This is a genomic window from Telluria sp. ZT3P25 (genome assembly GCF_059685895.1).
This window is the reverse complement of the sequence record NZ_JCASIJ010000001.1, coordinates 3,633,600-3,650,505: the sequence shown is the minus strand read 5'-3', so window position 1 is coordinate 3,650,505 and position 16,906 is coordinate 3,633,600. Positions and strand designations below refer to the sequence as shown.

The following is a 16,906-nucleotide window of genomic DNA, read 5'->3' as shown; positions in this document are numbered from 1 at the left end:
GCCAGCATGACATTCTCGGACGACTTGCTCATTGCGTACATCAACGGCGACCTTGCCGAGCCGGCGCGTGCGGCGGTCGAGCGGGCAACCCGTGCCGATCCCATCCTGGCGGCGCGCGTCGCCCAGCACCGGGCCGAGCTGCGCAACGGGCGCGGGCGCAGCGTCGGGGTCTCGGCCAATGGCCACGATGGCGGCGCCAGCGCCCAGCACCCGGCGCCGCAGGGGGCCAAGGTGGTGCACCTGAACACGCTGCGCCCCGGCCGGCCCATGGCGTTCCCGCCGCCCGCTCCGAAGCGCGTCGTTGGCTTGCACTGGGTGACGCTCACGGCGGCGCTGCTTGGCAGCGCCGTGCTGGGTGCAGTCGGCTGGCATCATCTGGGGCAAGGCCCCGGCCTGGCCGTGCTCGATCATGACAACGGCGTGCTGGTCGCGCGCGGCGCGCTGGTGGCGGCCCTGGACGATCAACTGGCCACGCCTGGCCCGTCCGACAGCGGGGTGCGCATCGGCGTCACGTTCGTGGCCAAGGATGGCGGCTATTGCCGCAGCTTCGTCGTCGATACCACTGCGGGCCTGGCCTGCCTGCGCCGCGGGCGCTGGACGATTCCGGTGCTGTCCCAGGGCACGGCCGGCGCGGCGTGGCTCGACGGTTCGATTCCGCCGCCTGCCGTGCGCGCGGCGATCGAGGCGCGCATTGCCGGCAGCGCGCTCGACCCGGCCGCTGAACGCGCCGCCCAGCAACGCGGCTGGGCCCGGTGAAGAGGGCGCCGTTGCTGTCTGCGGACGCCGCAGTGTTCCTTCTGGTAAACTGCTTAAAAAAGTGGCGGGCATATACATGGGTGCCGATTTCGGGTATCTTGTCACCCGCTAAAAGTGTCTCTACGTCCGCTTTCTCCGGCCCGCTTGCAGGCCAATCTTCCGGTCCCGCCGCCTTGCGCCGGCGCCCGGTTTCTGTTGTCCCCCTTCGCTGCGTGCTGCCGATCGCGATGGGTCAACCTGCCCGATCGTAGAGCTGAACGAATGATTTCCCGAAAAAACTATGTCTGATACCCCGAACAATACCGAAGTCGCTGTCACGCCAGACGTGGATGTGCTGGTCGCCGCCGACGCCGTCCCGGTCGTGCGCTTTGCCGATTTTGGCCTGGCGCCTGAAATCCTGCGCGCACTGACGGATCAGGGCTATGTGCACCCGACGCCGATCCAGGCCGAGGCAATCCCCGTCGTGCTGCAGGGCCGCGATGTCATGGGCGCCGCCCAGACCGGCACCGGCAAGACAGCCGGCTTCTCGCTGCCGATCATCCAGCTGCTGATGCAGCACGCCAATCCGAGCATGTCGCCGGCGCGCCACCCGGTGCGCGCGCTGATCCTCGTGCCGACCCGCGAACTGGCGGTGCAGGTGGCCGAGAACGTCAAGGCCTACGCCAAGCACACGCCGCTGCGCGCCACCGTCGTCTTCGGCGGCATGGACATGAAGCCGCAGACCGAGTTGCTGCGCGCCGGTGTCGAGATCGTCATCGCCACGCCGGGCCGCCTGCTCGACCACATCGAGCAGAAAAACGTCAGCCTCGGCCAGGTGCAGATGCTGGTGATGGACGAAGCCGACCGCATGCTCGACATGGGCTTTTTGCCCGACCTGCAGCGCATCATCAACCTGCTGCCGAAGCAGCGCCAGAACCTGATGTTCTCGGCCACGTTCTCGCCCGAGATCAAGAAGCTGGCCAACACCTTCCTGAACAATCCGCTGACCATCGAAGTCGCGCGCAGCAATGCCACTGCCGACAAGGTCACGCAGATCGTCTACAAGGTCGACGAAGGGCAGAAGAGCGACGTCGTCGAGCACCTGATCCGCTCGCGCAACCTCAAGCAGGTGATCATCTTCTCGAACACCAAGATCGGCGCCTCGCGCCTGTCGACGCACCTCGAGAAGCGCGGCATCAAGGCCTCAGCGATCCACGGCGACAAGACGCAGCAGGAGCGCATGGCGGCGCTGGACGCGTTCAAGGATGGCGGTGTCGAAGTGCTGGTGGCGACCGACGTCGCTGCGCGCGGCCTGGACATCACCGACCTGCCGGCCGTGATCAACTACGACCTGCCATACAACGCCGAAGACTACGTGCACCGGATCGGCCGCACGGGCCGCGCCGGCGCCTCGGGCGACGCGCTGTCGGTGTATTCCGAAAAAGACGAGCGCCTGCTGCTCGACATCGAAAAGCTGATCAAGCAGACGATCACGCGCGGCACGCTCGACGGTTTCGTGGCACCGGCCAGTCGTGCGCGTGATGCCGCTGGCGGCCGCGAATTCGGCCGTGACTCGGGCCGCGACTCGGGCCGCGACTCGGGCCGTGACTCGGGCCGTGATGCGAGCCGTCCACCGCGCGACGCCAGCCGTGAATTCGTGCGCGATGGCAGCCGCGACGCAGCAGCACCACGCGATGCAGACCGCGGCCCGCGCCGTGATGCCGAAGCCGGTCGTGGCGCGCCGCGCACGCCGCGCACCGGTCCCGGCCCGGGTTCGCGCCGCGAGCGCGTCGACCCGTGGTTCCTCAAGCCTTACGAGCCAACCAGCAGCCCGCGCAAGGATCCCGATCCGGTCAACGCGCCGGCCAAGCCGGGCAAGCAGAAACTCGCGTTCCTGCTCGGCGGCGGGCCGAAGTAAGCAAGCGGTAGGGTGGACGGGTTTCCCGTCCACGCGTTCAAACCAACTTCAAGGCGTGCGCTTCAACGCCGCCTTGATCCGGTCCAGCAAGTCCTGGTGCTGGTACGGCTTGGCCAGCACGTTCAAACCGTCGCTGCGCAGGTCGGACCCCGGCAACTGTTCCATATAGCCGGTCGTGACCAGCACCGGCATCTCCGGCAGCCGGGCGTGCACGCGCTCGATCAGTTCCAGTCCATTCATCCCGCCCGGCATGATCACATCGGTGAACAGCAGGTCGAATCCCTCGTCGGTATCCAGGATCTCCAGCGCGCGCTCGCCGCTGGGCGCGGCCACCACATCGTACTCCGCCATCTGCAGCATCGCTTCGGCCAGTTCGCGCACATCGACATTGTCTTCGACCACCAGGATGCGGCAGCGCCGCTTGCCATCGGCGCCCGGGCCCTGCGCGACTGCGCTGGCCCCGGCTTCTCCTTCGGCCTGATCGGCGACGCGGAAGATCATGCGCACCTGCGTGCCGCGCCCTGGTTCGCTGTCGATGTCCAGGCGGCCATGCGACTGCTGCACGAAACCGTGTACCATTGCCAGACCCAGGCCGGTGCCCGGCCCCTTGGTCGTGAAGAACGGCTCGGTCGCGCGGCGCCGCACGTCCGGCGTCATGCCCTGGCCTTCGTCAACCACGCAGATGCAGACATAGTCGCCGGCGCGCAGGCCCAGCTTGCGGCGCCGGTCTTCGGACAGCACGGTGGTGCCGACCTTCACCGCGCCGCCGCCCGGCATCGCATCGCGCGCATTGAGCACCACATTGAGCAGCGCCATCTCGAGGTAGGTCGGGTCGATCGTGCAGGCCGGCAGGCCCGGCTTGAGGTCGAGCTGCAGGTCGATCTTGTCGCCCAGCGTGCGCACCAGCATGTCTGAAAACTCGACCACCAGGCTGTTCAGGCTCAGGCGCTTGGGCTCGAGCCGCTGCTTGCGTGCAAAGGTCAGCAGTTGCTGGGTGAGCTTGGCCGCCTGCATTGTCGCGCGCTGCGCGCGCCGGATCGGCTCGAGCGCCTTGTGCTGGCGTTCGGTGCCCAGCAGCGCCACATCCAGATTGCCGTTGATGACCTGCAGCAGGTTGTTGAAATCGTGCGCCATGCCGGCCGACAGCTGGCCGATCGCCTCCATCTTTTGCGCCTGCAGGTGGGATTCCTGCGTCGTACGGCGTTCGCTAATGTCCATCTGCGAGGCGAAGAAAAACATCAGCTCGCCCTGCTGGTCGAAGATCGGGCCAAAGAACAGCGCGTTCCAGAATGGCGTGCCATCGGCCTTGTAGTTCAGCAGGTCGACGGCCACCGCGCGTGACTCGGCGACGGCCTGGCGCAGCTCGGCCACGGTGTTGCGGTCGGTGTCCGGCCCCTGCAGAAAGCGGCAGTTGCGCCCCAGGATATCCTGCTGCTTGTAGCCGGTCAGGTCTTCGAACGCGCCATTCGAAAACACGATCGGATTGTCGGGCTGGCGCGGGTCGGTGATGAGCATCGGCATGCGCGTCATTTCCACCGCGGCAAAGAAGATGTTGCCGCGTTCATCCAGGCCGCCGTGCTCGATATAGCTGGCCTGCCAGTGGTTCACGCCGGGGTTGTCCTCGGGCGGGCCCATCGGATTGACGGCATTGCCCTCGACCTGGCCGGCGGCCGGTACGCCGCGGCTTTGGCCGCCTCCTTGTACATCGAGGTCTTTTTTGAGCGTGTCGTCCTTGGGTGGTCCGAGTACCATGCGTTTCCTTGAAGCGGAGGTTGTGACCTCTACTTTAATTGGACTGGCAGACTCGTTTCCGTACGTGAGCGCACAAACCCCGGTGTTATATCAGCGCGGTGCAATCGCGCGGACGAACGGAATGGCTTGCAGAATGCGAATCAACAACGCCGAGATCCCGGCGGCCAGCAGCGTGAGCAGCGGGATTCCGAGCCAGGGGTTGATGAAGCGGTAGTCGATGCCCTTTGCGTCGAGAGCAAACAGGACCCAGACATGGATCAGGTAGACGCCGAAGCTGGTCGCGGCAAACCAGGCAATGCCCCGTTGCCTGAATGTGCCCTCGGGCGCCCAGGTCGCACCCAGTGCGCGCAGGGCCACGAAGGCGGCCACGCCGGCCAGCACCACGAGCGGACTGGAATAGACATAGAAGGTTTCGTTGGCGCCACCGAGCGTGTGGCTGCGCCACCAGGTCGCCACCGCGATCGCCACGGCCAGCACGATCCACGCGAGCCAGGCACCGGCCACATGCAGGCGCCGCGGCACTGCCGGCAGGTAGCGGTACAGCACGGCCCCCAGCGCCATGTAGCCGGGATACAGATGCAGCGCAGCCCAGTCGATCCCTGCCACCCGGCGCCCGGTCAGCGCGATTTCAAGCGGCACGACGCTGGCTGCGATGAACCAGAAAAACAGACAGAACAGTTGTATGCGCAGCGTGGTGTTCTGGTGAAATGCCGCGAGCACGGGAAGAAAGACGTACACACCGGCCAGCGCATACAGGTACCACAGGTGGCCGACCACGGGGCCGCTGGCAATCAGGGCTGGCCAGTCGGTATGCTGCTGGCCGGCGTAGCGGAGCCACAGCAGGTAAAGCACCGACCAGGCGGCCAGTGGCAGCACGATGCGCCACTCGCGCCGGCCGATCGACGCGATCGAGTGCTGTCGCGACAGCAGCAGTGCACCGCTGATCATGAAGAACAGGGGCACTGAGACGCGCGCCACGCTTTCCCAGGCATTGACCGCCCACCAGTTACGCTCGCTCATCAGCCCGAATCCCTTGGCACTGACGTGGATGACAATGACGAGCAGCGTGGCGACGACGCGCATGCCGTCCAGTGCATGGTCACGTGACGGGGTGGCAAGGGATTGGGTCATATCAGGCGGGAGGACGGAACGTGAAGGCGCGGTGCAGCGCAAACGTCAACACGGGACCGAACAGCAGCACGAGCAGCAGGCCGATCAGGTAATGCCAGCCCATGGTCTCGGCCAGCCATGACAGGGCCACGGTCAGTGCCAGGCTGAGCATCGACACAGCCACGAACTTGCGATAGCGCTGCCAGTCAGGCGCAGCATGGAACGTGTAACGGCAGTTGGCGAAAAACGAGACGGTGTTAGCGACGGCAAAGCCGGCCACATTGGCCGCGACCGGTCCGGTCAGTCCGGTTTCGACCAGCAGGATCACGGTGCCGGAATGCAGCAGCGTGTTGAGCACCCCAATCACGCCGAAGACGAGAAACGCCCGATAGCGCGTCAGCAGATACTGCAGGCGTTCAGCGAACGTCATCGATGCTTTCGTTGCCGTGTTCTTCACGTACCAGATACACCGGCCGCCGTTTGACTTCGTGATAAATGCGGCCGACGTATTCGCCCAGCACGCCGATGCCGATCAGTTGTATGCCGCCAATGAACATGATGCCGGCCATGAGCGAGGCATAGCCGGGCACGTCCACGCCGGAAAAGATCGTCTTGAGCACGATGATCACCGCATACAGCAACGCCAGTGCCGAGACGCTCAAACCCAGGTAGGTCCAGATCTTCAGCGGCGCGGTGGAAAAACTCGTGATGCCTTCGAGCGCCAGGTTCCACAGCTTCCAGAAGTTGAAGCTCGAGGTACCCGCACCGCGGTTGCTATGAACGTAGGGAACCGTCACGGTACGGAAACCCACCCACGCGAACAGACCTTTCATGAAGCGGTGATTTTCCGGCAACTGGCGCAGCGCTTCGACGACGCGCCGGTCCATCAGCCTGAAGTCGCCCACGTCCATCGGTACCTGGATGTTCGAAATGCGGTTGTGGAAACGGTAGAACGACGTGGCCGACAGCTTTTGCAGTTTGCCATCGGTCACGCGGTCGGTACGCTGGGCCAGGACGACTTCGGCGCCCTGTTCCCATTGCGCCAGCATCTGCTCGAGTACTTCGGGTGGATGCTGCAGGTCGGAATCGATCGGCACGACTGCATCGCCGTGGGCACGGTCCAGGCCTGCGGTCAGCGCCGCTTCCTTGCCAAAATTGCGGGACAGGTCCACCAGGTGCACACCAGGGAACCGGGCGCGGGCCTCGACCAGCTCGGCCCAGGTCTGGTCGCGGCTGCCATCGTTGACGGCAATGACCTCGAACTCATACTGCGGCATGCTGTCGGCCACCGCGGCGATGCGCCGGAAGAATTCCAGCACATTGCCCGATTCGTTGTAAAAAGGTGCTACCAGCGAAACGCGTTTCTTCATGGTTTATTCTGGATAAGGTTGGTGCCGTTGCGGCGGCACAGGAAGACGATGTCCATATCGGTGCAGGTCGCGTTCGCACCCATCATGCGTTCAGCGTCCTGCTGGTGAGGGTAGGCTTGCTTCTCGAACGCCACCGCGACATTCGCGGGCAGACGCGCGATCTCGGCGCCGTGGTTGTCACAGGGCTTGGACGCACGGGCGATATAGCCGGTCGAGAGGGGATAACCATGCTGCACTGCATAGGCCATCACCGGCAGCAGCGCCTTCGAGGGGGTCGAATCGCTGCAGCGGAACGGCGGGTAATGCTGCAGCGCCTTGACGTCGGGGCCGAGGAAAGCATTCCAGCGTGCCGGATCGATCGCATGGCCGCCGGCCTGGGCCACGGCGCCGCGCACGCGCTCATGGTGCTCGCGCAAGTCCCATAGCTGCAGTGCCACAACGGCCGCCAGGACCATTGCTGCCTGCGCAGTGCGTAAATGGCGCGCCGCGCCCAATACGGTGAACACGACAATCGCATAGCCGACTGGCCAGAAGAAACGGCCGGATGAACGGAACGTCGCCGTCAGGCCGTCAATCCAGTGCGGCAGATGCAGCGAGAACAGCTGGGCATTGCCAAGGTACACGGTGTTCGACAGCGCGTACGCTGCCAGCAGCACCAGCGTGACCAGCAGCGCGCCGTGACGGCGCCAGAACGCCGGATCGCGCTGACCGCGCAGCTTGACGACGAACGCTGTCAGTGCCAGCAGGAATACGCCGAGATAGTTGTAACCCTCGCCCTGGCCATCATGCGCCGTCGGGTTCGGAAAATGCAGCAGCATGCCCCCGTGCAGCGGTGCGAGCAGGTTCATCGAGTAGTGGCCGAAGCCCCATTCGCGCCCGCCAGCGCCGGGTGGCATCGGCAGCATCGTGATCCACATCGAAACAAACAGCAGGCCGTAGACGATCACTGGCGCAAGCAACGGAGCCCGCCATGCCGGGCGTCCCACTGCCAGGCCGTACGACGGGCGCAGCAGCCACTGGCGCAGCACGTCGGCCGCGAAGATGGCCGATGCCATCACGAACAGGTAGATATTGATGTAGAAGCCGCCCACCAGAAGCAGTGCCCACGAACCGAGCGCAACACGCCCCAGGCGCACACTGCGCAGGTAGATTGCCAGGGCGAACACCAGCATCCATTGCGACATCAGGCTGGTATGCGCGATGCGGAAGGTCAGGGCCGGGAAGCTGGCCAGCAGAAGCGCAAGCGCAGCCAGCGCGGCCCAGCTGCGCACGCGCGCTTCGCGGCAGATCCACCATGCGCCCACGCCTTGCAGCGTGAAGCACAGCGCGATCCACAGGCCGTATGGATTCCAGTAGCCGGCGCCGGGGTGCACCAGCTTGAGGATGGCCGCGTACAGCGGCACCGTGTCGAGGAAGGTGGCCAGGGTGCCGTCAGGCGTGTTGAGCGAGTTCAGCCGCAGCAGCGGCCAGTGCCAGGGTTCATGCACGTAGGCGTTGAAGCCGGCCAGGTACTGGGTAATGTCGGCATTGTCGCGCCACCAGAACGGCGAGCTGCCGCTTAGCATCGGGTAACCGTACAACCACCAGGCGTAGCCCAGGCCGATCAGCACCGCGACGATCAGTCCCAGCGGGCCTTGCGACTGCAACCAGGCCGGCCCCGCATGGCGCTGCGGAACTGGCGGAACTGGCGCAACGGTGCGGGGCAGTGGCGGTGGGATGTGTGCAGAAGGCCGCGGAGCGTGCTGGCCGATGGGGGCGCGCACCGTCATGGGATCTGCCTGGTAACCGGCGCGGACAACAGCGCAAGAAGGGCACGCGCCTGTTCCTGCCAGGTCGACCACGACATCGTGTGCGGCGATGGATGGCTGCCTTGCGCGTGCAGTGCGAGCCATTCACGCACGGCGCCAGCCAGCGCCGCGCCATCCATGCCCGCGAAATAATGGGCACCCGTGCCAGCCACTTCGCGGAACACGGGAATGTCGCGCGCGAGCAGTGGCAAGCCGTATTGCGCGGCTTCGATCAGAGGCAGCCCGAAGCCTTCACCTTCGCTTGGATACAGCAGACAGGCGCTGGTCTGGTACACCTGTTGCAGCGCGTCGTCATCCAGGTCTTGCAGCCACAGCAAGCGGCGGCCCAGTTCGGGACTGGCGCCCAGGCGTGCCACGATGCGCGGAATGGTGCGGCGGTCGGCATCCGGCAGCTGTTTCCAGCCTTCGCGTCCGACGATCACGAGGTTGACCTCGACGCCCGCGGCCCACAACTGCTCGAACGCCTCGAGCGCCTGCAAGTGGCCCTTGCGCGGTTCGATCGTGCCGACCATCAAAAAGCTCGGTCGGGCCGTGAGCTGTTGCGCCAGCACCAGCGATGACGGCGACGGTGTAGTGCTGGCCTTGACCTCGAGGTCGGCGCCCGAATGCAGCGCCGTGAGCAACTGGCCGGGCCGGCGCGCCACGCCGTTGGCAGCGAGCCAGGCGGCGAGGTCGTCGCGCACGGCGCCGGAGACGCAGATCAGGCGATCGGCCTCGGCCGCCACGCACTCGAGCCAGGCGGCATGACTGATGTCGGCATGCGGCGGGAAGAACTCGGGACGCAGCACCGGCAGCAGATCGTGCACGGTGAAGTTGATCGAGACGCCGCGCGCGCGCCAGGCCGCATACACCCCGCCGCGCGTCGATTCCAGCACGACCTGTGGCGACAGTTCGGCGCTGTAGAAAATGTCGCCGGCCTGGACGTCGACCAGCGGGTCGGGGCCCGGTAGCACCTGTTCGATGCCGAGCAGGCGCGCCGCGTAATTGCGCGCATAGCGGTAATGCGGCTGTCCGCCTTCATTGCTGAAGCGGACCGGTTCGATACGGTAGCCGCCAGTGCGCAGCTGCAGCAGTTCGAGCAGCTGCTTGCGCACCACGCGCTCGATGCCGGTCTTGAGGTCGTTCTGCGCAATCGTGCTCACGTCGAGCAGCAACTGGCGCGGCTGCAGCGGGTCCGGGGCGCGCGCCACACTGCGCGCCAGGCGTTGCAGCATTGCGTCGTCGGACTCGAGGCCGGGCGTGGCCAGCAGCGCGCGCAGCAGGGCGGGGCGCGCGTGGCGCCCCTTGCGCTCGGCATAGTCGAGCGCTTCCTTGTACATCAGGCCCACACGTTCGGGGCTATTGCGCTGGCCCATCAGCGTGAAGCCGGCCATGCCCAGCGCCAGACGGCGCGTGTCATCGGCGCGCAGTGTCTCGAGCGCATCGATCAGGTCGTGCTGACTGAAGGCGTCGTCCAGCATCCAGGCGGCGCTGTGCGGGAATTCCGCCATCGCGCCGTTCGCGTTGATGATGGTCGGCAGGCCGTAGATCATGCAGTCGAGGACCGTACCGGACGTCTCGCCGCGCGAGCCGGTGCGCAGCTGCACGCCAATGTCGGCCGCCTGCAGGTAACGGAAGTAATCCTCGTCCGAGGTCCAGCCCGAAATGCGCACGCGCGCGTCCAGGCCGGTGCTCTTGCCGGCGGCGGCGATGGTGTCGGTGATCTGGCGGCCATAGTCGCCGCCATGGTTTTCGCCAACGAACACCAGCTGGCAGCGGCGGTCCCGGTGCAGGTTGGACGCCAGCCAGGCCTGCAGCAGTTCCAGGCAATGCTTGGTCGGCGCGACGAAACCGAAGTTGCAGACCACGAAATCGTCGTCGGCGATGCCCAGTGCCTTGCGGGCGGCGGCGCGGTTGTTGACGGCGGGCGCGGCCCGCGGCAGTTGCGCCGGGCTCCAGTCGGCACCGGCATCCGGACCGATCCAGTCGCGCGCCAGCGTGCGTGCGTACTCCGAATGCACGATCACGTGGCTGGCGTCCTGCAGGATCTCGAGATTGGCGGGGTAGTCCTGCTTGGCGCGTTCGAAACCGTCCGGTGCGACGCTGGCCTGCACCGCTGCATAGCCGTGTGCATGCAGCAGGCTGCGCGTCCAGATGCCCGGCATGGCGCCAACCACCTGTTCGTACGACAGCATGCTGCTCAGGAAGAAGTCATGCAGTACCACCACGCCAGGATGACGCTGCAGCAGCGGAATCATGTGGCTATGGAAGGGGCTGTTGCCAAACTGGTAAATGATGTGGCGGTAACGGTCGGGATGCGCGTCGAGCCAGGCCAGCGGGTGCTGTGGCAGATGCGCCAGCTCCGGCGGCAGCACGACCTCGGACTGGTTGACGATCAGTTCGACGTCGAACCACGGCAGCAGCGTCGGCAGGACGCGTACGGCGTAGTCGGCCACCCCGGTGCGCTCCGGCGGCAGCGGGGACAGGAAGGCGATGCGCGGCCGGGCATCAGGCGCGGCCGCGACGCGCGCGGCGCTGGCCGCCTGCGCGTCTGCATGCGCTTCGAGCGCGGCAATGGCGCGCCGGGCGCTGTGGTCCCAGCTGAACTTGCGGCGCTGGACAATATTATGGGCGCGCAAGCGTGCCTGCAGCGCCGCATCGCCCAGTACCTGGCCGATCTTGGTGGCGATCGCAGCCGGGTCACGCGCGTCGAACATGGCTTCCGGATTGCCGATCACTTCCGGGATGCTGGTGCTGTCGGCGCCAATGACCAGTGCGCCGCACGCCATGGCCTCGAGTACCGGCAGGCCAAAGCCTTCGTGCAGCGACGGGAACACGAACAGTGCCGCTTCGCGGTACAGGTCGATCAGGTCGGCGTCACTCACGTAGCCGGTCAGCACCATTTCGTCGGCTGCCAGACCGTGGCGCTGCGCGAGTTCGGCCAGCCGCTGGCGTTCGCCGTCATTGGCCTTGCCGGCGATGACCAGCTGGTGCGCCGCGCGCTGGGCAGGCGGCAGCATGCTGTAGGCCGCAACCAGGCCATCGATGTTCTTGCGTGCGTCGAAGCCACCCGGCGCGCACATCAGCGCAGCGCGGGTGATGCCGAAGCGGGCGCGCAGTGCAGCCACGTGCGCCGCGCGCTCGGCGGGCGCCATGTCCGGGGCGGCCGGGCAGAAGGTGTCGTCCACCGCAGTCGAGATCGAGACGACGCGCGCCGGGTCAAGCCCCAGCGCATCGATTGCTTCCTGGCGCGAATAGTCCGAGATCGCCAGCAGCAGGCCGGCCTGGCGCAGCGATGCAATCTTGTTGTCGTAGTAGCTGCGCTGTTCAGGCTGGCGCAGGTATTGTTCCGGGTTCAGGAACGGGATCAGGTCGTACAGCACAACGGCGGTACCCGCGCCACTGGCAAGCCGGCCGACCGAGATCACGCTGTCGTCGACATAACCTTCGAACAGGCTGGTGACGAGTACGGCGTCCGGACGCAGCTGGGCAATGGCATATTCGCGCAACAGTTCGCCGGCGCGTGCGCGCGGGCTGTTGGCGGCATGCACTTCAGCGCTGTGGCCGGCGCCGTCGAAGACACGAATGCGTTCAGGTGGCACCAGGCCGGCAAACGCCTGGCGGATGTCGTCGATGGCGCTGCCCAGCGCGCCATTCAGGATCAGCCACACCTCGTGCTGGCCGGCGTTGCGGGCCACGCCCAGCGCCAGTGCCAGCGAATAGCGGCCGATGCCGCGAAAGCGGCTTTCCGACTGCGCGCCCTGAAGATCAATGACTATGCGCATCGGTATTCCTTGCTTGTTCCTGTTTCAATTGGCGGTACACGCGCGCGGCGCGCGGCGAAAGTTCGGCGGCATCGACCGTCATGTCTTCGTCGAGTACCACGTGGATCGCTTCCCTGTTGTCGAGCATCATGCGATACAGGCGCGCTTCGAGCACCGGCACCTTGCGCAGCGCGGCGCGCGCCGCGCGCTTGAGCGCGGGACGGCGCAGCACGGCGCCGCCGACGCGCCGGATCAGGCGCCGCACGCGCGACCGGGCAGCGGTGCCCAGCCGGCCTTCGCGCTGGGCATTGCGCAGCCGGTAGACAATCGTGGTCACGCGCCGCAGCGGTTCGGTGATGCGCCATGAGCTGCTCGAGAGCAGGTCGACCACGCGCTGCGACATCTCGGCCGCATGCGCTTCGACATGGGCGATGCGCGCATCCTGCGCCGCCGCCGATTGGTGATGTTGTTCGTGCAGTTGCGCGAATGCTTGTTGCTGCTCATGCATTTGCTGAGCCGCCTGCTGCTGCGCTTCCTGCAGACGCAGGATCGCGTCGTGGTGCGCCTGCTGTTGCTCGCGCATCTGGCGTTCGAGCTGTGTCAGGCGGGAGTCGGCATCGACGATGCTGCGCTCCAGCGCCTGGCCCAGTTCATCGCCCCGGGTCGCGAGGCGGCCCAGGATGCCGTGGACTTCGGCATGGCGCCCGGCCAGCTGTGCTTCATAGCGCTGCGCCAGATCGGCCAGCGTGATGCCCCAGGGCGCATCGAAACCGGCGTCGAATGGCGCCAGCACGGCTGCCTCGGCCGCCTTCTGGGCCACCACGCTGTAGTCGGGGCTGACGCCTTCGAGGACATTGATCATGCCGAGCGGCGCGTCGGTATGCAGCTGCGCTTCTTCTTGCAGGCGCACGATGCGCTGGCGCCCGAAGCCGGCGTGTTCCGCGGCAAAGCCGAGCAGGTCGGGCGGCAGCGGCCGTACATGGGTCGGATCGCGATAGAAGCTGGTCGCGCCGACAGTCAGGTTTTCGGGGTTCGGCGTTTCCATGATCAACAGGCCGCCCGGGCGCAGTGCGCGCAGCGACTCGGTGATCAGGTCCTGCACCAGCTCGAACGGCAGGTGCTCGACCAGGTGGAATGCCGACACCAGCGCCAGGCTGTTGTCGGGCTCTGCGCGCAACGCGGCCAGCGCGTCGCAGTGGCGCGCGGCCAGGCCGCGCTCGTGGCAAGCGGCCAGCATGCCATCGTCGAGGTCCACGCCCCGGGCATCAAAGCCGTCTTCGCCGAGCAGCTCGAGCCACTCGCCGCGTCCGCACCCCAGGTCGAGCGCGGCGGCGGGGCCGTGCTGCAACAATGGCGCGGTGAACGGCGCATACGCGCGCAGCCGGTCCTTGATGATCTCGCGCGAGCCGCGGTAACGGTCTTCGAAGGCGCGGTAGAACGACGTTTGGCTCATCGCTGGATCTCCAGTTGCGGTTCGAGCCAGCTGCTGCCGACAAACTCGCGACGGTTCATGTTCATGACTTCGAATATTGCGGCCAGGTCACGCCACTCGTAGTTGTCGCCCAGATGGGTTTCGGTGCTGGTCAGGGCGGTGGTGATCGAGTAGCTGCCCGGGCCAAGATTGAGCGGGAAGCGGAAGCGGTAGTCGATCGTCTCGCCGGCGCGCACATCGGTCAGCGCCTGTTCGAGGTGATGCGTGTTGGTGCCGAAGATCTGCTGGCCCAGCCGGTCCTTGATCATGTAGCCAAGCACGAGACGCGGCAGGTTGGCCTTGATCGCGACCCGCACGCGCAGCACGGCCGGCACGCCGACGTTCATCACTTCCATGACCTGGCCGTGCTCGTTCTCGAGCGCGACCTCGAGTACCCGGGCCATGCCGTTGCCGGACGTGGTCTGGACCCGGCCCTCGGCCGTGATGACCTGTTCCACCGTGCTGCCTTCGCGTTCGGCAATCAGCGCGTTGTAGTAGTCCATTACTTCTTCGGGTGTACCCTGCTTGGCCAGGCGACCGCTGTCGAGCAGGATGGCGCGGTCACAGATCGACTGCATCGCGGCGCGATCGTGGCTGACGATGAGAAGTGTCGTGCCCAGCTTGCGAAACTCGCGGATACGTTCGAAGCTCTTGTGCTGGAAGTAGGCATCGCCGACCGACAGCGCCTCGTCGACGATCAGCACGTCCGGACGGCGCACCGTGGCCACGCTGAAAGCCAGGCGCATCTGCATGCCCGACGAATACACGCGTACCGGCTGGTCGATGTAGTCGCCGATTTCGGCGAACGATTCGATGTGCGGCATCAGTTCGGTAAGCTCGTGGATCGCCAGGCCGAGCAGCTGGCCGGCCATGTACACGTTCTGGCGCCCGGTGAAGTCGGGATGAAAGCCCATGCCCAGTTCGAGCAGGGCGGCCACGCGGCCGCTGATGCTCACGCTGCCGGTGGTTGGCTGTGCGGTGCCGGTAATCAGCTTGAGCAGCGTGCTCTTGCCGGCGCCGTTGATGCCGATGATGCCGACCGCATCGCCCGGCGCGAGCCGGAAGTTGATGTCGTTGAGCACCCACTTGAGCTTGTGGCGCGGCTTGTTGCCTGGCATGACCCATTCGGCCAGCCGGCTCCAGCGGTTGCCATACTGCTTGTAGGCCTTGCCCAGGTCCTTGACGATAATCGAGCCCATTACAATTCATCCACCATTTCACCCGCACGCTTGCGGAACAGATGCATGCCAAGGCCGCACAGCAGTACGGCCAGCACGCTCACCGGAATCAGGCTCGGCCAGTGCGGCAACTCGCCGCGCAGCAGGATGCCCTGGTAGGCCTGGACCACGGACGCCATCGGATTAAACACCAGCAACGGCCGCAGGTCGGCCGGCAGGGCCGTGGCCGGATACACCACCGGTGTGAACCAGAACCAGAATTGCAGCAGGATCGCAAAGAACTGGCCGACGTCGCGGAAGAACACGTTCAGCACACCCAGTACCATTGCCAGGCCGATCGAAAACATGATCTGGATCACCAGCACCGGCAGCAGCGCCAGGAAGCTCCAGCCCGGAAACGAATCGGTGGCGACCAGGAATATCAGGAACAGGCCGAAAATGATCGCGAAATTGACCAGCGAATTGAGCACCACCACGATCGGCAGGCAGATGCGGGGGAACTGCAGCTTCTTGATCAGGTTCGCGTTTTCAAGGAACACGTTCTGGCCGCGCGTGGTGATCTCGGCAAACAGGCCCCAGGTCAGCACACCGGCGCACAGATAGATGCTATAGGCGAAGGTACCGGTACCGCCCGGCAGGCGGGTGCCCATCACCTGCGAAAAGATCACGGTGTAGACAACGATCATCGCCAGCGGATTGAGTACTGTCCAGGCGGCGCCAAGCAGGGAATTGCGGTACTTGGCCTGGAACTCGCGGCGCACGCTGCCCGCGATGAAACCGCGATAGCGCCATACGCCGCCCAACATGTTTCGGGAAATCATAGGTAAAAAGGCTGCTCAAGACATCAGGAATCGGGGAGCACGCACAGCGCGTCCGAAGGCAGAAAAAATGAAAATAAGTTGTTGATTATAACATGACGACTATCAACAAATAACTCGTAACCGGCCGTTACATGTTTCTACATTGCAATGAAACTCGCGACAATTTCCAGGCATCGCTCAGCCTTCGATGAGCTTTTGCAGGGCTTCCGGTTTGACGATGACGAGGCGATGCGCGCCTTTTTCCACGATGCCCTGCTGTACCAGGACCAGCAGGGCGCGGGTCACGGTTTCGCGGCTGGTATTGATCATGTTGGCGATATCCTGGTGGGTCGGCAGGTTCTCCACGACGTGCACGCCGCCTTCCTTCTTTTCCTTGAGCAGGTCGAGGAACGTGAAGATGCGGCGCGACGTGTTGTGAATGCTGAGCAGGGCGCGGAACTCGGAATCGCGTTGCACTTTTTCAGCCAGAAAGCGCAGCATCTGATTGGCGACTGACGGCGAATGCGAAAAGAGATGCAGTGCCACCGCGCGCGGCAGCAGTGCCACCAGTACCGGCGTCAGCGCCACCACCGAGGCCGAACGCATCGAACCGTTGATCACGGCGATTTCGCCGAAGAAGTCACCCGGCTGCAGCAGGCGCAGGCCGATGGCGCGCCCGTCTTCGGTGATGTCGATGACCTGCAGCGAACCGGTCAGCAGAAACAGCAGGCTGTCGCCGGGCGCACCTTTTTGCAGCACTACCTCGCGCTTGGCGTACTGGCGAATCCGGATATGCGACTTGACGCGCAGGATTTCCTCGTCGCTGAGATCCGACAGCAGCGGAATCTTGCGAAGGTGAATGTGCAGGTTCACTTCCTGCGGCGTTGCCTCCACAGCCCCTGCCGTTGCGGCAGCGGCCGTCGTCGACGCCGGGTCCGGTACCAGTTCGCTCGGGGCGATGCCGGCATCGGCGTCGGTTTTACGTTTGCTCGAAGATGTCATTCGTGTCTCATCCTGCAAT

General features: G+C 65.4%; 12 protein-coding genes. 2 read left to right on the top strand and 10 right to left on the bottom strand.

What is annotated here, in order from left to right; translation table 11 throughout:
- The first annotated feature begins 6 nt into the window (after positions 1-6).
- Positions 7-756, top strand: coding sequence for a hypothetical protein (locus AC56LY_RS16125; protein WP_499581141.1), 750 nt, complete (start codon positions 7-9; stop codon positions 754-756).
- 280 nt (positions 757-1,036) lie between these two features.
- Positions 1,037-2,653, top strand: coding sequence for a DEAD/DEAH box helicase (locus AC56LY_RS16120; RefSeq protein WP_499581139.1), 1,617 nt, complete (start codon positions 1,037-1,039; stop codon positions 2,651-2,653).
- A gap of 48 nt (positions 2,654-2,701) precedes the next feature.
- On the opposite strand, the gene AC56LY_RS16115 is transcribed toward AC56LY_RS16120, so the two are convergent.
- The 10 genes from AC56LY_RS16115 to AC56LY_RS16070 form a co-directional block, all read right to left on the bottom strand.
- Complete coding sequence (locus AC56LY_RS16115) at positions 2,702-4,405, bottom strand: response regulator (RefSeq protein ID WP_499581137.1); 1,704 nt, start codon at positions 4,403-4,405, stop codon at positions 2,702-2,704.
- Positions 4,406-4,495: 90 nt separating this feature from the next.
- Complete coding sequence (locus AC56LY_RS16110; RefSeq protein WP_499581135.1) at positions 4,496-5,536, bottom strand: acyltransferase; 1,041 nt, start codon at positions 5,534-5,536, stop codon at positions 4,496-4,498.
- Position 5,537: 1 nt separating this feature from the next.
- On the bottom strand, positions 5,538-5,945 hold the full coding sequence (locus AC56LY_RS16105; protein WP_499581134.1) for a GtrA family protein: 408 nt from the start codon (positions 5,943-5,945) through the stop codon (positions 5,538-5,540).
- Positions 5,932-6,885, bottom strand: coding sequence for a glycosyltransferase family 2 protein (locus AC56LY_RS16100; RefSeq protein ID WP_499581132.1), 954 nt, complete (start codon positions 6,883-6,885; stop codon positions 5,932-5,934). Before AC56LY_RS16100 ends, AC56LY_RS16105 begins: the two co-directional genes overlap by 14 nt.
- Positions 6,882-8,654, bottom strand: a complete 1,773-nt coding sequence (locus tag AC56LY_RS16095; RefSeq protein WP_499581130.1) for a DUF6311 domain-containing protein — start codon at positions 8,652-8,654, stop codon at positions 6,882-6,884. The genes AC56LY_RS16100 and AC56LY_RS16095 overlap by 4 nt, the downstream gene beginning before the upstream one ends.
- Complete coding sequence (locus AC56LY_RS16090; protein WP_499581128.1) at positions 8,651-12,457, bottom strand: glycosyltransferase; 3,807 nt, start codon at positions 12,455-12,457, stop codon at positions 8,651-8,653. The genes AC56LY_RS16095 and AC56LY_RS16090 overlap by 4 nt, the downstream gene beginning before the upstream one ends.
- Positions 12,441-13,889 carry a class I SAM-dependent methyltransferase gene (locus AC56LY_RS16085; protein WP_499581126.1) on the bottom strand — a complete coding sequence of 483 codons (1,449 nt, stop codon included), beginning with the start codon at positions 13,887-13,889 and terminating at the stop codon, positions 12,441-12,443. Before AC56LY_RS16085 ends, AC56LY_RS16090 begins: the two co-directional genes overlap by 17 nt.
- Positions 13,886-15,106 carry an ABC transporter ATP-binding protein gene (locus AC56LY_RS16080; protein ID WP_499581125.1) on the bottom strand — a complete coding sequence of 407 codons (1,221 nt, stop codon included), beginning with the start codon at positions 15,104-15,106 and terminating at the stop codon, positions 13,886-13,888. Before AC56LY_RS16080 ends, AC56LY_RS16085 begins: the two co-directional genes overlap by 4 nt.
- A complete protein-coding gene (locus AC56LY_RS16075) occupies positions 15,106-15,906 on the bottom strand; it encodes an ABC transporter permease (protein WP_499581123.1) in 801 nt (266 codons plus the stop codon). The genes AC56LY_RS16080 and AC56LY_RS16075 overlap by 1 nt, the downstream gene beginning before the upstream one ends.
- 177 nt (positions 15,907-16,083) lie before the next feature.
- The gene (locus AC56LY_RS16070; protein ID WP_499581121.1) at positions 16,084-16,887 is read right to left on the bottom strand and encodes a Crp/Fnr family transcriptional regulator; all 804 of its coding nucleotides are present in this window, start codon (positions 16,885-16,887) and stop codon (positions 16,084-16,086) included.
- Positions 16,888-16,906: the final 19 nt, after the last annotated feature.

Coding starts and splice junctions, on each gene's coding strand:
- AC56LY_RS16125 (WP_499581141.1), top strand. CDS start 7: ATGACATTCTCGGACGACTTGCTCATTGCGTACATCAACGGCGACCTT.
- AC56LY_RS16120 (WP_499581139.1), top strand. CDS start 1,037: ATGTCTGATACCCCGAACAATACCGAAGTCGCTGTCACGCCAGACGTG.
- AC56LY_RS16115 (WP_499581137.1), bottom strand. CDS start 4,405: ATGGTACTCGGACCACCCAAGGACGACACGCTCAAAAAAGACCTCGAT.
- AC56LY_RS16110 (WP_499581135.1), bottom strand. CDS start 5,536: ATGACCCAATCCCTTGCCACCCCGTCACGTGACCATGCACTGGACGGC.
- AC56LY_RS16105 (WP_499581134.1), bottom strand. CDS start 5,945: ATGACGTTCGCTGAACGCCTGCAGTATCTGCTGACGCGCTATCGGGCG.
- AC56LY_RS16100 (WP_499581132.1), bottom strand. CDS start 6,885: ATGAAGAAACGCGTTTCGCTGGTAGCACCTTTTTACAACGAATCGGGC.
- AC56LY_RS16095 (WP_499581130.1), bottom strand. CDS start 8,654: ATGACGGTGCGCGCCCCCATCGGCCAGCACGCTCCGCGGCCTTCTGCA.
- AC56LY_RS16090 (WP_499581128.1), bottom strand. CDS start 12,457: ATGCGCATAGTCATTGATCTTCAGGGCGCGCAGTCGGAAAGCCGCTTT.
- AC56LY_RS16085 (WP_499581126.1), bottom strand. CDS start 13,889: ATGAGCCAAACGTCGTTCTACCGCGCCTTCGAAGACCGTTACCGCGGC.
- AC56LY_RS16080 (WP_499581125.1), bottom strand. CDS start 15,106: ATGGGCTCGATTATCGTCAAGGACCTGGGCAAGGCCTACAAGCAGTAT.
- AC56LY_RS16075 (WP_499581123.1), bottom strand. CDS start 15,906: ATGATTTCCCGAAACATGTTGGGCGGCGTATGGCGCTATCGCGGTTTC.
- AC56LY_RS16070 (WP_499581121.1), bottom strand. CDS start 16,887: ATGACATCTTCGAGCAAACGTAAAACCGACGCCGATGCCGGCATCGCC.